The organism is Glutamicibacter sp. AOP5-A2-18, assembly GCF_052446055.1.
Classification (GTDB): Bacteria; Actinomycetota; Actinomycetes; order Actinomycetales; family Micrococcaceae; genus Glutamicibacter.
Genome location: NZ_JBQSVW010000001.1, coordinates 3,334,438 through 3,352,454, shown reverse-complemented (window position 1 = coordinate 3,352,454; position 18,017 = coordinate 3,334,438). Strand labels below are relative to the sequence as shown.

Here is an 18,017-nt window from a genome sequence, read left to right as displayed (position 1 = left end):
GGCGTAGGGTGAGTTTGAGAAGCTTCTGTTTCGGTGAAGCACCGCTAAGAAAGGTTGACCATGTCGTTTGTTGTCATCAATGCCCTGTCGGTTCCCGAAGGTTCCGGTGAAGAACTGGAAAAGCGCTTTGCGGCACGCAAGCAGTTCGTGGATTCCTCGCCAGGCTTTGAAGGTTTTAAGCTGTTACGCCCAGTGGCCGGCGAAGACCGCTACTTCGTGTACACCCAGTGGGCCACGCGTGAGGATTTTGAGAACTGGCGAGATCAGCGTTCGGGCGCTGCCCACGCTGGCAGTGAAGGCAAGAAGCCGGTAGCGCACGGCGCTGACCTGATGGAGTTTGAGGTCGTAGAGCTCTAGTCGGAGCGCAGGATCAAAAAGGGACGCCGGAAGGTCTACAGATCTTCCGACGTCACTTTTTTGCTCTCTAGGAATTGACGCGGGTTGGTACCGATGCGGTTGCTGGTGTGGAGCGGAGCGCCGAATTGATCAGCAGCGCTACACCGAGGGTTATGCACAACACTGCACCAATCAAGAAGGTCATATTGATACCGGTCGAGCTTGCCTCGCCATGCATTCCGGGATGGGTGGCGATGATGGCCGCCGAAATCGCGGTGCCAAATGAGGACCCGACAGTTCGCAAGACCTGGTTAAAGCTGACCGAGCTACCCAGTTCCTGCACTGCCACGCTTCTGGCAATCAGTGCCGGCATGGCCGCATAACTGGCTCCCATACCAAGACCGAAGACCAGCATGCTCAACAAGATTTCCCAGAGCTGGGAATGCAGCAGCCACAACAGGGAGCCAGCTAAGGACATGATGATTGCACCGATGGGCAGCATTACTTGAATGCCAATTTTCTTGGCCAAGACTCGGACAATTCTGTTGGCGGTGAAGCTACCAACGGAGAGTGGAAAGATGACAAATCCGGCCCAGAACACGGGCAAGCTCAGCCCGTATCCTGTGGAGGTTTCTGCCTGAGCAACCAGTGAAGAGACCGACATGCCGATATACAGTGCAGCTCCGAGCGCGATGGCCGAGATATTGGCAAGGAGCACTTCACCCTGCTTGAGCGTGCGCAGGTTGATCAGGGGGAAGGCGAGTTTGTTCTCGACGAGAACCCAAACGGTCAAGATGATCACGGCAAGAATGATCAATGCCAGGGTGGGCAACGATGACCAACCCCATTTAGGACCTTCAGAGATGGCCAAGAGCAGCGAGCCGAGCCCGAAGGTCAGCAAGACGGTGCCAACGTAGTCGAACGGTCGAGACTCTGCGTGTGTATCGGGACCGGAAGGAACTACTTTCCACACCACGATGATGGTGGCCAAAACAAAGATGGCGCCAAACCAGAAGGCGAAGCTGTAATCAAAAAGCCCCGCGATGATGCCGGTCAGTGGGTAGCCAATGCCAATACCCGAGGAGACCGTCACCGACAGGGTGGAGATGGTTGGCTGAACTTTGTTTTTCTCAACGTAGCGGCGGGCAATGGAGATGGTGATGGGAACGATGCCATAGGATAGGCCCTGCAGGGCTCGACCGGCCAAGAACAATCCGAAGTTTGGTGCTGCGGCGGCCAAGACTGATCCGAGGAACATGATGCTCAAAGAAACTAGGAGCAGACGCTTTTTATGCGGGCCGTCGCTGAGTCGGCCAAGAATGGGAGTTGCTACGGCGCCGGCTAGGAGATTGACCGTGAGCATCCATTGGGCCGTGGCCACATCCACATCGAACTGGCTGGCGATGGACGGTACCAACAACATGCCAAGTGAAGAAACAATGGCCGTAGCTAGGGCGGCGAAGACGAGTGTGGGCAGCAGGGTAGTACGTTCGGTTGCTAATTTTGTATCGCTCATCGCTTTGCCGCCGTCTTGATTTTTGTCAGTGCAGGAATAGCGTCGTGGATAAGTTTGAGCTCCTTATCGCTGAGTTTGTTTCCGATAGCTTGCTTGAGTGCTTCGCGCCCTTGTTGGACTTCGGAATCTAGTTTTTGCTGGCCTGTTTTAGTCAGACGGAACCAGAGTTTGCGGCGGTCGGAGTCATCTTTGTGCCGTTCGATCAGTCCTAAGGATTCCAACTCTTTAGTGGTCAGTGAGATGGCTTGTTGGCTGACGCCGATTACCTGGCTTAGTCGAGTGGCGCTGACATGATCTTCTGCCGCGAGGGTTCTGAGGATTCCGATTTTCCCGGGAGAAAGGGTGCGGGCTGCATGGACCAATCCGAGCAACGGAAACAGTGCATCAAAGAGCGCTTGGGGTAAGTCAGTTCCTTCCGAAGAAATTTCCATAGCTTCAGAATACAATTAACTTGTACAAGTTTGTTGAAAGGTTCCTGTTCCGCTGAGCACATGCTTGAGCTGGCCTTGGCACGCTGGGGATGACAGGGGTTCACGAAATACTCAAGAGATTCAAGCATGTGTAAGCTTTCTGGAATGTAGTTAAGTTCCACTGAAAGGTATCTCTGTGCTCGATATCAAGAGGTTGCAAATCTTGCTCGCTGTTGTTGAGGGCGGCTCAGTAACTGCGGCAGCAGATGAACTTTTCTACACGCCTTCCGGAGTTTCGCAGCAGCTAAGGAAACTGGAAGAGGAAGTTGGTCAGCCGCTGTTGCAGCGCCACGCGCGCGGCATGGTGCCAACCGATGCGGGGCACGTTCTTGCCGGTCATGCGCGTTCGATTCTTCGACAGATGGATGCGGCCATTGCTGACCTTGATCAGCTGGCCGGTCTGAAGAGTGGCAGTTTGAGTTTGGGCACCTTCCCGACCTTGGGCAGTTCGTTCATGCCACAGGTGATTAGCCAGTTCCGCAAGATGTATCCCTCAATCAACCTTGATGTGCGAAGTACCCGACTGCAAGAACTCATGGGTCTGCTCTCGCGAGGCGAAATTTCCTTGGGATTGCTCTGGGAGTATGAGTGGATGCCATTAGATCGGGCTGACTTTGAGCTCACTACGCTGTTCACTGAACCGACGGTCTTAGTAGTCGGAGCAGATCACCCGCTGGCCGAATTTGACGAAGTCGATATGGCCGCCACCTCCAGTGAGCAGTGGATTGTTCGGGCGAATATGCACCCTGTGGCCGAGCTGCTGGAGCGTTCGTGTAACGCTGCTGGATTCTCGCCGAAGATTTCCTTCCAGGCCAATGACTATCAAGAAGCTCAGGCGATGGTTTCGGTCGGTTTGGGTGTTGCCTTGGCTCCGCAGTCGGCGGTGATGAACCCTCATCCAGGGGTCAAGATTCTTTCCCTTGGAACTGGTGCTGCCGCACGAAGTGTTGTTTTGGCTCAGCGTCGAGACCGTGTGCGCGCACCGGCCGAAAACGCGTTCCAGCCACTGCTGGTGGATATGGGTAAGACCTGGATTAGCTAGTGCGGGGCGTTGAGGCGTTGATGTTGTGATGAGACAGCGTCTCAGTGAGCCTTGTTTGCTTTGAAGTTACACGTTGTGACCGTGCTGAAGTAAAAATCCTTGACCTGTTTCAGGTGGTGTTCTAGGCTTCAATATAACTTGATATACCAATCGGATATTAAACAATAAGTGCTCAGAAAAATTCTGTGCGCTCATACTTTCGTAGCCCCTGTGCGGGAAACACTTGCGTATTTCTTTTGGTCTAGGTCTGTCTTGCCGTGCAACTTGAGCGAGGGGAAATCACCATGATCTCCAACGAAACTGTCACCAGCTACCTTGAACGTCTTGCATCAAAAGCGCCGACACCCGGGGGAGGCGCAGCTGCAGCGTTACACGCTGCCCAAGGCGCTGCCCTTGTTTCCATGGTCGCTGAGTTCACCTCCGGCCCGAGGTATGCCGAAGTCCAAGAGCAAGCCCAACTAATTGCCAAGCAGGCCAAGATGTTGATGCGCGAGGCTCTTATTGCGGCCCAAGAAGATGAGCGACTCTTTGGAAAGCTTGGCGCCGCTTATGGAATGCCGAAGGGCACCGAAGAGCAGAAGGCTGTTCGGCGACTAGCTATCGGCGAGGCCACTGTTGATGCTGCCGGACCGTTGGTTTTAACCGTCCGAATCGCGGCGTCAGTGGTAGAACTGGCACAAGAGTTACTACCTATTGGCAACCGTTCGGTCTCTAGTGATGTGGCGGCCGCAGCTGAGGCCGCGCGTGCTGCTTTGGCGACCGCCCTAGTTACCCTCGAAATGAATATTGCCGCCATCAAAGATGTTGCAGAGCGAGAACGGTTACGTCGAGTCACCGAGCAAGCCAGCGAAGCGATCAGCCAGGCCGAGCAACTCAGCGCCGCAGTCCGTTTGGCGGTGACCGTATGACGGCTCAACGCCTGAGTGGAAAGCCGGTGGCCGAGCAGATCCGCGCGAGGACCACGCAACTCGTTGAGAACCTGAAGCGTGACGGTTTTTCGGCCAAGATCGCTGTCATCTTGGCTACCGACAACGAAGCCACTGCTTGGTATGTGCGCTCTATCGAGCGAGCTGCTTCTCAACAAGGTGTGGATCCTCAAGTGCTCAGAATGCCTGAGGCCACTCAAGAAGAGTTGGTGGCGAGAATTCTTGAGCTGAACGAAGATGAAACAGTTCACGGGATCATTCTTCAAACCCCTCTGCCCCAGGGTGTGGATCCGGCAGCCCTAGTGCAATTGATCAATCCAGCTAAAGATATTGATGGAGCCAATCCGCTGAGTCTAGGCCGGCTCACCGTCGGGCAGCCTGCCTTCGCTCCAGCCACAGCACGTTCGGTCATTGAAATCCTGGAACACTATGACATCCCATTGGCCGGGCAGCATGTTGCCGTCGTGGGGCGTTCGGCAGTGGTGGGCAAACCGTTGACCCAGCTGCTGTTGCAACGCGATGCCACGGTGAGCATCTGCCATTCCCGGACAACCAACCTTGCTCAATTTACCAAGACTGCCGCCGTGACGGTGATGGCCGTTGGCAGAGCAAACCTGCTGGGTGGCCAAGACGTTTCCGACTCGTCGGTGGTTATTGATGTGGGAACCAATGTGGATGAACAAGGGCAGTTAGTTGGAGATGTGCATGCGGCTTCGGTCCAGCCCAAGGTTCGGGCGCTGAGCCCCGTTCCCGGCGGTGTCGGCACGGTGACCACCGCATTGCTGATCCTGCATACCGTGCAAGCAGCTTCGAAAGTTTGTGAGTCGATCATGTGGAGGGGAGAGCCCATGACCATAGGCCGGTAGCTGCATGCCAGCGTTCGGGCTCGATACTGCGGGCAAGCCAGTTCGCCGTATCGCAAAGGACGCTGGAACGGCTGGTGCCAGGCGGAGTGATGAAAGGATATGGGCTTTCCGGCAACGTGGTGAAGTGGGATCCGCTGATCGGATACTGCCCAACAAGCCGCCGCATGATTGATCTGGAGTTCAGTCATGCGGCGGTTTCCGCTGTCATGACGCTGGCGAAGGCCTGGATCCAGGCAGGCGCAGGATGATCAGCTATCGGTACACGGGGAATCCGGACGCTGCCTGGACTTCATGTGGTTATAGGATTCGAGGGCCGCTTGCCGTGATTCCTTCAGATCCACTACGGGCTCGGCCGCCAACGGAGCATAGCGGGCTACGTAGGTTCCCGACGGATCGAACTTCTTGGCTTGCAGTTGCGGATTGAAGACCCTGAAATAGGGCGCGGCGTCGGCTCCGCTGCCCGCGACCCATTGCCAGTTGGCCGTATTGCAGGCCAGATCCGCGTCGACCAGGGTATCCCAGAACCACTGTTCGCCAACTTTCCAATGCAGCCCGAGGTTCTTGACCAGCAAGCTCGCGGTAACCATGCGCACGCGATTGTGCATCCATCCCGTCTGCCATAGCTGGGCCATGCCGGCGTCCACCAGGCCGAATCCCGTGCGTCCGCGTTGCCAGCATCGCATGTAATGGGCCGCGCGAGGTGAATCATCGGGCCAGGCCCAATCGAAATCGTCAAATTCGGAACGCAAGTTCTCGGTGGGCAGCTGCGGCTGGTGGTAGTAGAGGTGCCAGCAGAAATCCCGCCAAGCGACTTGGCGGCGCAGGGCCAAGGCTCCTTCGGCCGCATGCGCAGTGCTGCTGGCGAGGGCGCTGAGCTCATTCCACACTTGATGCGGACTCAGGTGGCCCCAGCGCAGCGCAGGGGAAAGTGCCGAGGTTCCATCAAGATCCGGGCGGTCATGGCGCTCGCCGTAGTGCTGCGCGATATCGCCGAGCACCTCGGCCAGGCGTTCCTGGGCGGCCGGCTCTCCAGGACTCCAGGCATCCGCCAGCCCGGTAGTCCAATCGGGCGAGCTGGGCAGCAGTTCCCAGCTGACGAGCGCATCGCTGTTCGGGAGTTCAAGATGTGGCGCGGATTGCGGCTGCGGCGCCGGGTAGGGCTGCCGGATCCCGGTGCTGCGCAGCGCGTTGTGGAATGGAGTGAACACCTTGTAGCCGGTGCCCGCTTGAGTGAGCAGTTCCCAGGGCTCATGCAGCAGCGTGCCCGCGTGGCTTTGCGCGTGGATTCCCGCTGCGCGCATGTGGTCCTTAATCAAGGTGTCCACCGCGCGTTCAGCCTCGCCATAGCGCCGGTTCCAGTGCACCGCGGCGCAGGCACCCTGGCCCGTGATTTCCTCGATGATGTGCAGGCTGTTTCCGCGGCACAAGATCAGTGGGATGCCGAGCTCCTGAAGCGATGCGCTCAGGCTGACGAGTGCATGATGAAGCCACCAGCGTGCCGCGGCCCCCAGTGGCCTGATCCCGGGCGATTGCTCATCGAGGATATAGAGCGCAACGGCGGGTCCGGCTTCGCTGGCGGCCAGCAGGGCCGGGTGGTCCGCGGTGCGAAGATCATCGCGGAAAAGCACCAGCTGGTAGGGCTGTGTCGTATCAATGCTGCTCTTAACCGTCATGGCGCCAGCGTAAATGATGGTCTTCAAAGATGAAGGGCGACAGTCAGGTCGCACTCAGCAACGCGCGCTGGCGCGCCTGCTTAAACAGATTGAGGACATCGACATCGATGTCCTCAATCTGTTGCGTTCCATTGCGTTATTCCGCGGGGGCGGCGCCTAGTTCACCGGGGTGGCTGGGTCCTTGCCACGCAGGACCGCCAGCGTGTTCTCGCTGGCCAGCACCGCCGTGGTTGCTGCGCGAATTCCATGGATGGCGACGCGGCCGGCGGATGTTTCCGCCTTCCGGGCCCTCATCAATAGCTGATGATGTTACTCGGAAACCTTAGCCAGCTCCGGATACAGCGGGTGAGACTCGGCCAGCTTCAGAACTCGGTCCTTCAGCTCTGGCAAAACTGCAGTATTACCATCGGCACCGGCGATCAGTGTCTGCGCGATGATCTCCGCGACCTCAGCAAACGCAGCTTCCGAGAAGCCACGGGTTGCCAGTGCTGGAGTACCAATGCGCAAGCCCGAAGTGGTCATTGGCGGACGTGGATCAAATGGAACCGCGTTGCGGTTAACCGTGATCTCCACCTGTGCCAAAAGATCTTCTGCCTGCTGTCCGTCAAGCTCCGAGTTACGAAGGTCAACGAGCACCAGATGCACATCGGTGCCACCGGTCAAAACGCTGATGCCCTTGGCAGCAACATCTTCCTGGGTCAGACGCTCAGCAAGAATGCGCGAACCAGCCAAGGTACGCTGCTGGCGTTCCTTGAACTCTTCGGAAGCTGCAATCTTGAAGGCTACAGCCTTACCAGCGATGACGTGCTCCAGTGGACCACCCTGCTGGCCTGGGAAGACTGCAGAGTTAATCTTCTTGGCAATATCCGCGTCGTTGGACAGAATGATGCCACCACGAGGACCGGCAAGGGTCTTGTGGGTGGTGGAGGTAACCACGTGGGCGTAAGGCACAGGCGATGGGTGCAGACCAGCTGCTACCAGACCTGCAAAGTGAGCCATATCCACGAACAGGTAAGCGCCGACCTTGTCAGCGATTTCGCGGAAGCGCTTGAAGTCCAGCTGACGTGGGTAAGCGGACCAACCAGCAACGATCATCTTTGGCTGGTTCTCCACGGCAAGGCGCTCAACTTCGTCCATGTCCACCAGGTTGGTCTCTTCATTTACACCGTAAGGAACGATGTTGAATAGACGACCGGAGAAGTTGATCTTCATGCCGTGGGTTAGGTGACCACCATGTGCCAGGTTCAAACCCAGGACGGTGTCGCCTGGGCGAACCAGTGCGTGATAAACCGAAGCGTTAGCCTGAGCACCGGAGTGTGGCTGAACGTTGGCGTACTCGGCACCAAAAAGAGCCTTGAGACGATCGATGGCCAGCGTCTCAATGACGTCAACCTCTTCGCAACCACCGTAGTAGCGGCGTCCCGGGTAACCTTCGGCGTACTTGTTGGTTAGCACCGAACCCTGAGCCTGCATAACAGCCTGGGCGGTGTGGTTCTCCGAAGCGATCATTTCCAGTCCACGCTGCTGGCGAGCTAGCTCGGCATCGATGCGCTGTGCTACCTCAGGATCCAGGGTGCTGAGGTCTTCGGTCAATGAGCTGATGGACAGATCCTGCGTACTGATCAACGATTTCTCCCTAATGTACTAATCGCAGACAATTGATATATCACTAGCTTGTGACAAGGTTATGGACCGAATCTTGATGAGTTAATAGGCAAGAACGGCACTCCTGCTAAGTCCACAGCCGGAGACGGGCAACAGCGGAGAGGCCGCGGAGAGATGCGCGCACAAAGGTTCATGGCGAATTGCGTTTGACGGGATTGAAGTGGAAATCATGTCCCACTGGTAGTCAGGGGTGGTTGTTGAGGGTTCCGGCAATGCTCGCGCACGCCCTGGCGGGCACGTCTGCATCTCCTTCGGGATTTCCATGCCTTGTACGCGGTTCGACATGGTGCGCTGTTGTCTGTCATCTCAAGTTCCGGACACGAGGGAAAAAACCTTTAAATAATCCAATCCGGATTCTTCATGGCCCCGAATGCCCTGTGACAGCCCAATCCAAGAGGCTTGGGAAACCGACTGGCCCAATGGGGTCGCCAGGTAAGGAGTTCGACATGAAAACCATGCAGCGCAAGACGGTAGGACTGCTCTCGATTGCCGCGGTAGCCGCGTTCGGATTGAGCGCCTGCTCGATGGACAACAGCGCCGAGTCCACTCCCAGCAGCGAAAGTTCGGCATCAAGCATGGCTCCTAGCAGCCCGGAAGCATCTGAGGATTCCGGAATGGCCAGCGAATCGGCCATGGATCCAGCCGCCAACCTCGTTGGTTCAGGATGTGCGGCGTACGCGGAAGCAGTGCCCGAAGGTGACGGTTCCGTTGCTGGCATGGCCCAGGATCCGGTAGCCGTGGCAGCGTCCAACAACCCGTTGCTGACCACCCTGACCAAGGCCGTGTCGGGAAAGCTGAACAAGGACGTGGACCTGGTGGACACGCTCAACGGCGATGAGTTCACCGTCTTCGCACCGGTGGATGATGCATTCAAGGCCATTCCAGAAAAAGACCTGAACGCTGTCGTGTCGGACGCCGACATGCTGACCAAGGTGCTGACGTACCATGTGGTCCCCGGCCAGATAACCCCCGATGAGTTGAAGGGTGATCTGGAAACCGTTGAAGGCGACAAGGTCAAGATCAGCGGCAGCGGCGATGACCTGATGGTCAACGATGCCAAGGTTATTTGCGGTGGCGTGCAGACTGCCAATGCCACCGTTTACCTCGTTGATTCGGTGCTGATGCCACCGGCAAAGAACTAGCAGTACGGCTAAAAGCCGAAAAAGCCAGGGAACGGGCGATTCGTAATTTGGGGGAGGCCCGTTTCCTGGCTTTTGCCTGCCTCTGGCCGGGTCCTTCTTACCTTGGCTGCCCGCTTGCAGTGGCCAACCCATTGGCATGAGATCCCGGATCGCTTGGTCTGCTTGCGGTGACGTGTTCCGTACTCGCCGGCCGTTTGCAGAGCGAGCCGGGCACTACCATGAAGTGCTGAGAAGTTATTTTCGACTTTTCTGCTTTTGCCGCTTTCGAAAGAGACCATCGGATCGAACGGACAATAGCGGGGCTGGCGGCATCGAAGGTCTATGGCAGGATCCGGGACCGGAACAAAGTTGAATTGATAATTGACGCTGCAAAGAAAGCCGAGGAACAGCGCGATATGGGATTCAGTGTCGAGGACATTCGCCTGCATCCTGTCAGAGACGTGCGGCGTGCGAATGGAGAACATAAGAAGAATATTCCTGTTGTCGCACAAGAGTTTGCCGTTATCTGTCACCTTGTGGAGATGAAGAACCGCAATTGGAACCTTGCACGTTCGCTATCATTTCCTACCGCAGTGGGGTGGCTCAAATTAGTCGTCGATCCCGTCGTTCGTATTCTCAGCCAACCGCTCTTTTAGATCTTCCAGCTCCTGTCCTACTGCCTCGATGACCTCGTCATCCTCTTCATACAGTTCGCGGAATTCAGAGTCTGGCTCAAGCATTGCGGTAAGTAGCTTTATGCCGCGTTCAAGGTGTTCTTCGAGCTTCTCCAGATCACCAGGCCACACATAGATGCGACCAATCGTGTTGAGCATATAGCAGGCAGCGCGAATCTGATCATACTCATCGTCATACTCCAAAGCCGCTTCAATGCGGGAATCGACGTCTATGCCTTCGAAGAATTCCGCAAACCAGTCTGCCGCGCCGTCGCTATCCCAAGGACTCGCTCCCCAAGCACCCATGTTGTGGCATCCCTTCGCTACGTCAGCTTGTCAAAATACTAATTCTGTGGCGGCATTGTTGCCGCTACCTAATGATGCTCCGTAGAGCCGACGTTTTGAAGATCCAGGAAATGGACACGCGAATGATCGATGAATATCATCTCGATGGTTCACTGCCGATATCTCTTGGAGAATTGCAAGTTTTCATGAAGTGTTTTCTGCCAGCCTACCAGTACAGAAAACGAGCGTTTTAGGCGTCCTTATAAGGCACCTTCACCGGGCAGTTTTGCGGGCGGGGTATACGGAACGCTCACCTTGCCCGTGAACATAGAAATTGTCAGTTTCCGAAGTCCTCAGCATTTCTGTCCATAGTCCACAGCACTGCCGCCCGTAAGAGGAACCTCTACTGGGACGGTGGATGGTGCGAACGGATCCGGACCGCCAATACAGCAATCTTGCTCTCCTGACCGATGTGACGACGCCAATTGTGTCGGCCCTTGGCGACAACGACGAAACTGATCCATTAACGGATCTGCGTAGGGAACCGCCACCATTGACCGGTCTCGATAGGATGGTGATCCCGCACGTCAAAGACAAGGAGCTCATCGGTAATGCCTACAAGAACCTCAAGACGGCGACCTACAGCATGGTCGATCATCATATTCGCCCTCGCCCTGTTCATGTTTGGACTCAGCGTCATGGCGGTAGCGTTCTGGACGCCCATCGATGAATTCTTCGTCAATCGAGCGGACGAGGCAGGAAACATGAGCCTGTTGCTTCCGCACCAGAACGAACTGTGGCTCGTCCTCCACGCGCAGGCCTTCGCTGCTTTCCTTATATCCGTGTTCGCGTTCGTCACAATGTGGAAATCGCGGCCGGAGCGCGCCAACCTCCAGGGCGGCCGCCGGACATCCAATCAACTGTGCCTACCTACTCAGGAGCATGAGCCCGCCCCGTAGAGGAACCTCTACTGGGACGCTCTCCGAAAGCCAGACGCTTTCCTATGACAACTCCGTATTCGTATACGCAACACTCGGACCAGGCTAACGATAAGCATCTAGCTCAGCAGTGCGAATGACCGGTAGCGCAGCGCACCCTGCCAGAATGGCCCAAATCCACAGCAGTAACACCGGTCCCGTGATCACCGCAATGCTTCCACCGAGAAGTGCCGCGACCGGCATGACACCCAGAGTGATGGTGCGTTGGGCCGAACCTACCGACGCCAGATTCTCAGCAGGAATGGTACGAGGCAGGACCTCAGCCCCAGCAACCGACGCAATAGCCACCAAGAAACTCCAACTCATCGACTGCGCAGCAAGCCAAATCAATTCGTGGCCAGGAAGCTGCTGACAAGCAATAGCCATTGCGACGGCTGGCATCGATAGCAATGCGGCTGCGATCCTCAGCGCCCGGATCCCGAATTTCGCGGACAATCGTGGAGCGAGCGCTGCGCCGAGTATTGCACCGAGGGCGGACACTATTCCCAGTGAAGCGAATAGTGCCGGGGCGAGGCCCAAATCCCGCAGCAGAAATACTGGCAGCACCGTGTTCCCAAGCATCACCCCTGCATTGATCAGTGCGCTGGAAATTGTCAATGACCAAAGCGCGGGACTCTGGCGCAGGGTACGGAAACCATCGCAAAACCCTCTTCGTTCACGTCGACTCAAGCGCGCGGAAGCTCGGTGCGGAGGAATGCCGCGTTGCAGCAAGAAGGAGCCTGCGTAGGAGCAGAGCGCTAGCCACAATAGCCCTGGCAGACCCAGGAATCCGAGCATCGCGCTTCCAGCCGCGGCCGCGGTGGTTGCAGCGCTCTGATTCGTAATAGTCAATTGAGAGTATGCGAGCTTCAATCCCTGTTCGGGGACAAGCCCTTGAATGACAGGGCCTTGCGCCGTAGTGAAAATTACGTCGGCCAACCCGATGACTACGGCGACCCCAATGACAGCTGGTCCCGAAAGCCAACCTACAAAGAACGCCCCAATAAGTGCAGACAAGGCTACGAAGCGGGCGAGACTTGCGGCGCCCATGGCCCTGCTGCGGTCTGGGAGACGGTCGATGAGCATGCCGATCGGCATGCCCAGTAACAGGAAGGCCCCTAAGCCGATTGAATTGATGACACCGACAAAGCCGGTGCCGTATCCCAAGACGGTGACTGCGATTAAGGGCATGAGCGTACGCGCCATCGCATCCCCGAACCCCTCGGCAGCAGTTGTCGCCAAGATGAATCGGAAGGATTTAGGCAGCTTTTCCCGTGCCGGCATACGTAGCGGTAGTGGTTCACTCGAAGTCATAACGCAACTCAACATTCTGTAGGGTAATACCTGACAGAATGTCAGGCAAACCCTGACAGGTCAAGTGTTTCCCGTAGACTGGAGTCCATGGAACAGGGCGCTAAAGGTGTTAAAGAGATTGCTTCAGCAGATCAGCCGTTCATGTGTTCGTTCTGCCTTCGTCCTCGTGAGGAAACTGGTGCGCTAGTGGGCGCTCCCGCTGTGGGTATCTGCCAAAAATGCACGGAAGCTGCGGTGGTCCTTTTCCAGAACTCTGTTCCTGAATCCGATACGAAGCAGCGAGCCCCATGGGATGCGCTGAATAATGAAGAACTCCTTCGCCAGCTGCCCAAAGTCGCGAAAGCACGAGATGACGTCGAAAACCACCTTAGAACCTGGGTCGGCGCAGCACGAAATAGAGAAATTAGCTGGGCCAGCATCGGAGAGTCTCTAGGGATGTCCCGCCAATCGGCTTGGGAACGCTTCCATCAGCCTGTTGTGGCTGGAGATAAATCGGTGTGCCGCTAACCGTCCGCAAGCAGAACGTTTTATCAGCATGAACGTGTCAGAACAACGTATTGGGCTACTCCAATCGGGAGTATTCGAATCCATCCGCCGGAGGTGGTCTACCCCAGGAATAAAGTTTGTGAAACAATCGCCGCATGCATGAGAGCGAGCTGCAGACGAAACAAGAAATGATGATCCTTGAGGCTTTAGTTCAAGCGATCGATCGGCGTGAGGAGGTTTTCGACGCGATAGGAAGTTCTGAGAACCTGGACGAAGCTAATCTTCGTGTCTCTCAGCTGTTGGGAGTGGGAGAAAACTGTGGTCGAGTGGTTCTCGATATGCAGGCCAGAAGGTTCACCCGAGACCAGCGTCAAATTTTAGCTTCGCACTTAGAGGAACTCAGATCAAAGTTATCTCGTGCACAATGAATGGATCATAAACGCCGGAGGCTGCTCTACTCAGCATAGGCGGATAGTGAAAATATGCTTCAGTGGTTGGCTTGGTTCCCGGAAAGTTCATATCTCTTGGACCAAAATGAGTGGGCCTTGCAAAAGAAATATCAGTTGAACCGCCAGCCTGACTTGCACTGACCTTCATTCCTTTGCTGTCCTATAAACGAACCTTGAGCGGGAAATTTGGGTGAGAATTGGATCATGACAAATGAGTGGTTTGATAAGCCTGGTGGGGAGCCAGTGGAACTAAAGGAAGCTGATCCACTGTGGCCATTGGTAGCGGCTGAATGGTCTAACCGAATCCAATCGGCCATCGTTCCCACGGTTGCGCGAATAGAACATGTAGGGTCAACATCGATCCCTGGCCTGATCGCCAAGCCCGTACTTGACCTACAAGTATCTGTGCCAGATATAAACGATGAATCGGCCTATCGTCCTGGACTTGAATCGTTAGGTCTCGTGCTTCGGCAACGCGAACCGGACCACCGATTCTTTCGCCCACCAGCCGGTGAACCTCGCGTCGTGCACATACACGTCTGCGAAGAAGGATCAGCTTGGGAACACGACGTGTTGCGTTTCCGCGAAAAGCTTCGAGCCGATCCGAATCTTGCCGCCGAATACGCCACGCTTAAGTCCGGTCTCGCTGACCGCTACAGCACTGACCGGCTCTCCTACAACAACGAAAAAGCTCAATTTATCTCGCGCGTCATTGCGGGTGAGTAGTTTCTGCGAAGATTTTGGCTCTAGATAAGTGTCCGCGCAGGTCATTTGATCTGTACGTTCAATATGTCCCGTAAGACGGTCCTCCACCGGACAGGCCAGCCGCTGATCTGCTGCTTTGCTAATGGTGACCTATGGAGTGTCCGTATAGGGTGTACGGTGAACTGTCCGGTGAAGGATCCCTATGTGACACACTGATCTACATGTCTAAGATCATGGTCGGTTACGCACGCGTGTCCACGGAGGAGCAAGACCTCACCGCCCAGCGTGATGCCCTGGCATCCCTCGGCGTTGAACCCGAACGCGTCTATGTTGATCATGGCTTTACCGGCAGGAACAAGAATCGCGCAGGACTTCGCGAAGCCCTCGCCGCATGCCGGGCCGGAGATACCTTCGTCGTTACCAAACTCGATCGTCTGGCCCGGTCCGTCCGGGACGCCCACGAGATAGCTGGCGACCTTGCCAGCCGCGAAATCAAACTCAGCATTGGTGGTTCCGTCCATGACCCCACCGACCCCATGGGCAAACTGCTATTCAACGTCCTGGCGATGATCGCCGAGTTCGAAGCCGACCTCATCAGCATGCGCACCCGCGAAGGAATGAAGGTCGCTAAAGCTAATGGCCGACTCCGGGGAAAACAGCCAAAACTCAGCGTCAAACAAGAAGCCCATCTCCTGGAACTACACGATGCAGGGAAATACACCATGACCGAAATGGCCGAACTTTTCTCCATCAGCCGATCCACCATCTACCGGGCCGTTGAACGCGGACAACGCAGGGCAGCCGAACCACTACGCTCCTGAGAAATGTGCAGTCGACTCCTGACGGAGTCCACCCAACACCAAGCCAGAATCAGCATCAACACACCCTAAACGTGAATTTCCGTACCGATCCTCCTCAGACCCCGTTAAGGTATCGCGAAGAAAACGACTGTTTGTGCAAGCGCGTTTCTATAGTCAAGCTTGCATAATGTAGATTCTGCAAGTACGGTTATAGAAAACGCTCTGAAAATCAGGGTGTGCCTATTGATTGGAGCTTCACAAAATGTTTAGTAAGCAGACTGACGGTAAGGGTGTAGGGCGTCTTGCACGTCAAGAAATGCCAGGACTTCTCATCGATCTTGAGCTGTATCGCGAAGCTCGGTTGGAAAAAAGCAGGATAATTGCGATTCGAGAAGATGGCACAGAAGAAGTATTGGTGATGGGTAGCCGCCGCTTAAGCTCAACAGAGCAAGCCACCTCGCATATGACTCATATTCCTAATGACCGGCTCGATACAGCGTTTGAAGAGACAGGCATCCGGGCTGGAGCTATATTCCTGGTGCTTGATGCTCAAGCAACATCACTGACGATTACAGTGCTGCCGAAAGAAGCTATCGACAAGCTCCTTTTGCTCAATAGTTTCCTTACTCAGGACGGCACGTTGCTCATGAGATACCCGGATGGTTTTGCACAGGCCGTCAAGGAAAATGGTGGCCGGGTAGTGAGGTTCCATAGCGCTGTTTTGTAGTGGAGCGGTGGTAATCGAGGAAAGAGAAAGAATCCCTGGACTGAAACAGTCCAGGGATTCTTTCGTTCTCTCATGGGGTCAGTCAGTGATGCCGGGCCCGGTGTGTGTGGTGTCGCGTTCTGGATGATGACGATGATGATCGATATTTTCGGCGGGTGGTTGTATGCGTTGTTCGGTGGCGGGTGCGTCCCAGAAATCATCTGGTGGCAAGAATTCGTCGTCGTATCCTTCGACGGGCAACGAAGCGCAGCAGATCGCTAAAAGCATCCACCGCTGGATCACCACACAATCACGCATGTGGAGCGACGGCGCAGCCGTCTACGAAGCAACATTCATCGCAATCCAATCAGCACGCGGACGCAAAAGTATTGAAAAGAAACGGGAACACAGCCAGACTGCGAAGAACATCTTGGAGGCGATCAAATGACCCCGCAGCGAATACCCCGAAACGGCATGAGCGTAAGTTCGCTAGCCAAAAAAACTGGCTACTCGACCAACACAATTATTCGGTGGACTTCTGAACCGCGCGAGGTCTACCTCGGCCGAGCTGCAGACCGTCACCAAAAGATCCACGAGCTACGCGAGCAAGGGCTATCCATGCGCGCGATCGCGGAAGAAATAGGAATCTCAGCGCGCGCGGTTCACTACGCGCTCCATAAAGACGCGGATAAACGCGACACCGCCTAGAACCTGCTGGAGGTCACTACATGGCGCGTAAAGGTCGTGCCTGAACATCGCTGAACGTATCTAGCGACGTCACAAGATAGTCGCAGTCAAGAACTCGCTGAACCAGCTGGAACTAAAACGGAGTCATACCCTCCTACTAAAGTATGATTTACAAGCAGAATCATCTTCACTAGCGTGTAATTTATCGGTTGATATAAGAAAAATAGTCATCTGCTCAATTGAACTGTTCTCGGATTCTCGCAGGAAGTATCAGTTGTCGGAAATTCAGCCGATTTTCATCACTGTTACGATCAATGAGGAGTACCCGATGTTCAAGAAAAGCGCTGTCATGTTGTGCTCTGCAACTCTGGTTGGCACCTTGCTTGCAGGAGTTCCGTCTGGTGCGTTCGCTGCCTCTCAGCAAAGCACTAAAACTATTGCTACGTCTGTAGCTGCTGACTCGTCAGGTGAAGTTAGCCAGAAAGAAATGGAACAGCTGGAAAAAGACGTGGAGACTCTGTTCACGCGCTATATCCAGATGGATTCTTCGGGTCAATTCTTTGTGAACACAAAGAATCTTGCTAAGGATGGGGCTCAAGACAGGGCATCTGAGCTACGTATGCTGAGCGACTCGTTAAACCTGATGGCTGAAAAAGAATCTGAGCAAGCAACTAACGAGATTGAGCGCAAGACTCCGGGGAAAGCACTCCAGCCCTACGGAGCAACAGAATTTGCAAAGTGCGTAATTTTGAACGGTCTTGGAATCCCTGCTCTAGGCGGATCTCCGGGCATCATTTCAGCTATCAAACTTGGAATCAGCTCTTGGAACTGGGGAATCGCGGCAAAAGCAGTTGCTAAGTTCCTAGGCCCTGCTATCGTAAAATCTATGGGCGGTCCTGTGGGAATCGGCGTGGCACTGGGATGGGGCGCATGGAGTTGCCGAGGCAAACTATAAAGGAGTCAAAATGGAAAATTCTGCTCACTCAAGTAGCTCGCCTGCTCCCTCAGGTAGAGCGCTAAAAACTGGCCTGACCTTTGTATGGGTTTTGCTAGTTGCCCGAATCATTACAGGCCTGACGATTTCACATGATCTTTCTTCAATGCAGTCGTGGTTCTCGATTCAGGCTTGGATTGCACCTTTAGGGTTTGCTGTCATCGGCACTGTTATCTATTGGAAGAACTCTGCGAATAAATAATTCGCAGGATCTGGGATGTTTGATGGCTACTAGAAAAATTTTCTAGCAGCCATCAAACATCCTTTCTTGGCTACCTAAGAATTTCTCCCGTAACCACATGCAGGCAACTATAAACGTTCGAAA

24 protein-coding genes are annotated in these 18,017 nt (G+C 55.2%); 15 read left to right on the top strand and 9 right to left on the bottom strand.

The window, feature by feature from the left end:
* Positions 1-60 precede the first annotated feature (60 nt).
* The gene (locus tag ACT3RW_RS16085) at positions 61-357 is read left to right on the top strand and encodes an antibiotic biosynthesis monooxygenase family protein (RefSeq protein WP_444614452.1); all 297 of its coding nucleotides are present in this window, start codon (positions 61-63) and stop codon (positions 355-357) included.
* Between the two features lie 67 nt (positions 358-424).
* On the opposite strand, the gene ACT3RW_RS16080 is transcribed toward ACT3RW_RS16085, so the two are convergent.
* The gene (locus tag ACT3RW_RS16080) at positions 425-1,852 is read right to left on the bottom strand and encodes an MFS transporter (protein WP_444614451.1); all 1,428 of its coding nucleotides are present in this window, start codon (positions 1,850-1,852) and stop codon (positions 425-427) included.
* Positions 1,849-2,283, bottom strand: a complete 435-nt coding sequence (locus ACT3RW_RS16075; protein WP_444614450.1) for a MarR family winged helix-turn-helix transcriptional regulator — start codon at positions 2,281-2,283, stop codon at positions 1,849-1,851. Before ACT3RW_RS16075 ends, ACT3RW_RS16080 begins: the two co-directional genes overlap by 4 nt.
* Before the next feature lie 175 nt (positions 2,284-2,458).
* Here ACT3RW_RS16075 and ACT3RW_RS16070 point away from each other — a divergent pair, with 175 nt between their 5' ends.
* The 4 genes from ACT3RW_RS16070 (at position 2,459) to ACT3RW_RS16055 (ending at position 5,404) form a co-directional block, all read left to right on the top strand.
* Positions 2,459-3,364: a LysR family transcriptional regulator gene (locus tag ACT3RW_RS16070; protein WP_444614449.1), complete on the top strand. Its 906-nt coding sequence runs from the start codon at positions 2,459-2,461 to the stop codon at positions 3,362-3,364.
* A gap of 284 nt (positions 3,365-3,648) precedes the next feature.
* Positions 3,649-4,272: a cyclodeaminase/cyclohydrolase family protein gene (locus ACT3RW_RS16065; RefSeq protein ID WP_444614448.1), complete on the top strand. Its 624-nt coding sequence runs from the start codon at positions 3,649-3,651 to the stop codon at positions 4,270-4,272.
* Positions 4,269-5,156: a bifunctional 5,10-methylenetetrahydrofolate dehydrogenase/5,10-methenyltetrahydrofolate cyclohydrolase gene (locus ACT3RW_RS16060; RefSeq protein WP_444614447.1), complete on the top strand. Its 888-nt coding sequence runs from the start codon at positions 4,269-4,271 to the stop codon at positions 5,154-5,156. The genes ACT3RW_RS16065 and ACT3RW_RS16060 overlap by 4 nt, the downstream gene beginning before the upstream one ends.
* Before the next feature lie 89 nt (positions 5,157-5,245).
* Complete coding sequence (locus tag ACT3RW_RS16055) at positions 5,246-5,404, top strand: hypothetical protein (RefSeq protein ID WP_444614446.1); 159 nt, start codon at positions 5,246-5,248, stop codon at positions 5,402-5,404.
* Here ACT3RW_RS16055 and ACT3RW_RS16050 read toward each other — a convergent pair whose 3' ends face one another.
* The gene (locus ACT3RW_RS16050) at positions 5,405-6,829 is read right to left on the bottom strand and encodes a cryptochrome/photolyase family protein (RefSeq protein WP_444614445.1); all 1,425 of its coding nucleotides are present in this window, start codon (positions 6,827-6,829) and stop codon (positions 5,405-5,407) included.
* Positions 6,830-6,842: 13 nt separating this feature from the next.
* Between ACT3RW_RS16050 and ACT3RW_RS16045 the strand changes: the two genes are divergently transcribed.
* Positions 6,843-6,989, top strand: a complete 147-nt coding sequence (locus ACT3RW_RS16045) for a hypothetical protein (RefSeq protein ID WP_444614444.1) — start codon at positions 6,843-6,845, stop codon at positions 6,987-6,989.
* Here ACT3RW_RS16045 and ACT3RW_RS16040 read toward each other — a convergent pair.
* Together ACT3RW_RS16040 and glyA are read right to left on the bottom strand one after the other, a co-directional pair.
* Positions 6,986-7,123, bottom strand: a complete 138-nt coding sequence (locus tag ACT3RW_RS16040; protein WP_444614443.1) for a hypothetical protein — start codon at positions 7,121-7,123, stop codon at positions 6,986-6,988. The two genes, ACT3RW_RS16045 and ACT3RW_RS16040, sit on opposite strands and share 4 nt — an antisense overlap.
* A 15-nt stretch (positions 7,124-7,138) precedes the next feature.
* Positions 7,139-8,455, bottom strand: coding sequence for a serine hydroxymethyltransferase (gene glyA, locus ACT3RW_RS16035; RefSeq protein ID WP_444614442.1), 1,317 nt, complete (start codon positions 8,453-8,455; stop codon positions 7,139-7,141).
* 485 nt (positions 8,456-8,940) lie between these two features.
* Here glyA and ACT3RW_RS16030 point away from each other — a divergent pair, with 485 nt between their 5' ends.
* Entirely contained in the window at positions 8,941-9,636 is a 696-nt protein-coding gene (locus tag ACT3RW_RS16030) for a fasciclin domain-containing protein (protein WP_022875805.1), read from the top strand.
* 8 nt (positions 9,637-9,644) lie between these two features.
* On the opposite strand, the gene ACT3RW_RS16025 is transcribed toward ACT3RW_RS16030, so the two are convergent.
* The 4 genes from ACT3RW_RS16025 to ACT3RW_RS16010 form a co-directional block, all read right to left on the bottom strand.
* A complete protein-coding gene (locus tag ACT3RW_RS16025; RefSeq protein WP_444614441.1) occupies positions 9,645-10,100 on the bottom strand; it encodes a hypothetical protein in 456 nt (151 codons plus the stop codon).
* Between the two features lie 123 nt (positions 10,101-10,223).
* The gene (locus ACT3RW_RS16020) at positions 10,224-10,595 is read right to left on the bottom strand and encodes a DUF4259 domain-containing protein (RefSeq protein ID WP_171918452.1); all 372 of its coding nucleotides are present in this window, start codon (positions 10,593-10,595) and stop codon (positions 10,224-10,226) included.
* Positions 10,596-11,097: 502 nt separating this feature from the next.
* Positions 11,098-11,298 carry a hypothetical protein gene (locus ACT3RW_RS16015; protein ID WP_041649101.1) on the bottom strand — a complete coding sequence of 67 codons (201 nt, stop codon included), beginning with the start codon at positions 11,296-11,298 and terminating at the stop codon, positions 11,098-11,100.
* A 319-nt stretch (positions 11,299-11,617) separates the two neighbouring features.
* The gene (locus ACT3RW_RS16010) at positions 11,618-12,865 is read right to left on the bottom strand and encodes an MFS transporter (RefSeq protein WP_193058614.1); all 1,248 of its coding nucleotides are present in this window, start codon (positions 12,863-12,865) and stop codon (positions 11,618-11,620) included.
* Between the two features lie 87 nt (positions 12,866-12,952).
* On the opposite strand from ACT3RW_RS16010, the gene ACT3RW_RS16005 reads away from it, so the two are divergent.
* From ACT3RW_RS16005 to ACT3RW_RS15970, 8 genes are all read left to right on the top strand, one after another.
* Entirely contained in the window at positions 12,953-13,372 is a 420-nt protein-coding gene (locus tag ACT3RW_RS16005; RefSeq protein WP_444614440.1) for a ClpX C4-type zinc finger protein, read from the top strand.
* A gap of 632 nt (positions 13,373-14,004) precedes the next feature.
* The gene (locus tag ACT3RW_RS16000) at positions 14,005-14,526 is read left to right on the top strand and encodes a GrpB family protein (protein ID WP_444614439.1); all 522 of its coding nucleotides are present in this window, start codon (positions 14,005-14,007) and stop codon (positions 14,524-14,526) included.
* 200 nt (positions 14,527-14,726) lie between these two features.
* Positions 14,727-15,326: a recombinase family protein gene (locus ACT3RW_RS15995; RefSeq protein ID WP_444614438.1), complete on the top strand. Its 600-nt coding sequence runs from the start codon at positions 14,727-14,729 to the stop codon at positions 15,324-15,326.
* A gap of 241 nt (positions 15,327-15,567) precedes the next feature.
* On the top strand, positions 15,568-16,032 hold the full coding sequence (locus ACT3RW_RS15990; RefSeq protein WP_444614437.1) for a hypothetical protein: 465 nt from the start codon (positions 15,568-15,570) through the stop codon (positions 16,030-16,032).
* A gap of 72 nt (positions 16,033-16,104) precedes the next feature.
* On the top strand, positions 16,105-16,293 hold the full coding sequence (locus tag ACT3RW_RS15985) for a hypothetical protein (RefSeq protein WP_170947708.1): 189 nt from the start codon (positions 16,105-16,107) through the stop codon (positions 16,291-16,293).
* Between the two features lie 192 nt (positions 16,294-16,485).
* The gene (locus ACT3RW_RS15980; RefSeq protein ID WP_443445843.1) at positions 16,486-16,719 is read left to right on the top strand and encodes a hypothetical protein; all 234 of its coding nucleotides are present in this window, start codon (positions 16,486-16,488) and stop codon (positions 16,717-16,719) included.
* Between the two features lie 253 nt (positions 16,720-16,972).
* Positions 16,973-17,653 carry a hypothetical protein gene (locus tag ACT3RW_RS15975; RefSeq protein ID WP_096254218.1) on the top strand — a complete coding sequence of 227 codons (681 nt, stop codon included), beginning with the start codon at positions 16,973-16,975 and terminating at the stop codon, positions 17,651-17,653.
* A 10-nt stretch (positions 17,654-17,663) separates the two neighbouring features.
* A complete protein-coding gene (locus ACT3RW_RS15970) occupies positions 17,664-17,894 on the top strand; it encodes a hypothetical protein (protein WP_141392848.1) in 231 nt (76 codons plus the stop codon).
* Positions 17,895-18,017 lie beyond the last annotated feature (123 nt).

Excerpts from the sequence above, each read along its gene's own strand:
- ACT3RW_RS16085 (WP_444614452.1), top strand. The coding sequence starts at position 61 with ATGTCGTTTGTTGTCATCAATGCCCTGTCGGTTCCCGAAGGTTCCGGT.
- ACT3RW_RS16080 (WP_444614451.1), bottom strand. The coding sequence starts at position 1,852 with ATGAGCGATACAAAATTAGCAACCGAACGTACTACCCTGCTGCCCACA.
- ACT3RW_RS16075 (WP_444614450.1), bottom strand. The coding sequence starts at position 2,283 with ATGGAAATTTCTTCGGAAGGAACTGACTTACCCCAAGCGCTCTTTGAT.
- ACT3RW_RS16065 (WP_444614448.1), top strand. The coding sequence starts at position 3,649 with ATGATCTCCAACGAAACTGTCACCAGCTACCTTGAACGTCTTGCATCA.
- ACT3RW_RS16060 (WP_444614447.1), top strand. The coding sequence starts at position 4,269 with ATGACGGCTCAACGCCTGAGTGGAAAGCCGGTGGCCGAGCAGATCCGC.
- ACT3RW_RS16055 (WP_444614446.1), top strand. The coding sequence starts at position 5,246 with ATGAAAGGATATGGGCTTTCCGGCAACGTGGTGAAGTGGGATCCGCTG.
- ACT3RW_RS16050 (WP_444614445.1), bottom strand. The coding sequence starts at position 6,829 with ATGACGGTTAAGAGCAGCATTGATACGACACAGCCCTACCAGCTGGTG.
- ACT3RW_RS16045 (WP_444614444.1), top strand. The coding sequence starts at position 6,843 with ATGATGGTCTTCAAAGATGAAGGGCGACAGTCAGGTCGCACTCAGCAA.
- ACT3RW_RS16040 (WP_444614443.1), bottom strand. The coding sequence starts at position 7,123 with ATGAGGGCCCGGAAGGCGGAAACATCCGCCGGCCGCGTCGCCATCCAT.
- ACT3RW_RS16030 (WP_022875805.1), top strand. The coding sequence starts at position 8,941 with ATGAAAACCATGCAGCGCAAGACGGTAGGACTGCTCTCGATTGCCGCG.
- ACT3RW_RS16025 (WP_444614441.1), bottom strand. The coding sequence starts at position 10,100 with ATGTTCTCCATTCGCACGCCGCACGTCTCTGACAGGATGCAGGCGAAT.
- ACT3RW_RS16020 (WP_171918452.1), bottom strand. The coding sequence starts at position 10,595 with ATGGGTGCTTGGGGAGCGAGTCCTTGGGATAGCGACGGCGCGGCAGAC.
- ACT3RW_RS16015 (WP_041649101.1), bottom strand. The coding sequence starts at position 11,298 with ATGGGCGTCCAGAACGCTACCGCCATGACGCTGAGTCCAAACATGAAC.
- ACT3RW_RS16010 (WP_193058614.1), bottom strand. The coding sequence starts at position 12,865 with ATGACTTCGAGTGAACCACTACCGCTACGTATGCCGGCACGGGAAAAG.
- ACT3RW_RS16005 (WP_444614440.1), top strand. The coding sequence starts at position 12,953 with ATGGAACAGGGCGCTAAAGGTGTTAAAGAGATTGCTTCAGCAGATCAG.
- ACT3RW_RS16000 (WP_444614439.1), top strand. The coding sequence starts at position 14,005 with ATGACAAATGAGTGGTTTGATAAGCCTGGTGGGGAGCCAGTGGAACTA.
- ACT3RW_RS15995 (WP_444614438.1), top strand. The coding sequence starts at position 14,727 with ATGTCTAAGATCATGGTCGGTTACGCACGCGTGTCCACGGAGGAGCAA.
- ACT3RW_RS15990 (WP_444614437.1), top strand. The coding sequence starts at position 15,568 with ATGTTTAGTAAGCAGACTGACGGTAAGGGTGTAGGGCGTCTTGCACGT.
- ACT3RW_RS15985 (WP_170947708.1), top strand. The coding sequence starts at position 16,105 with ATGGGGTCAGTCAGTGATGCCGGGCCCGGTGTGTGTGGTGTCGCGTTC.
- ACT3RW_RS15980 (WP_443445843.1), top strand. The coding sequence starts at position 16,486 with ATGAGCGTAAGTTCGCTAGCCAAAAAAACTGGCTACTCGACCAACACA.
- ACT3RW_RS15970 (WP_141392848.1), top strand. The coding sequence starts at position 17,664 with ATGGAAAATTCTGCTCACTCAAGTAGCTCGCCTGCTCCCTCAGGTAGA.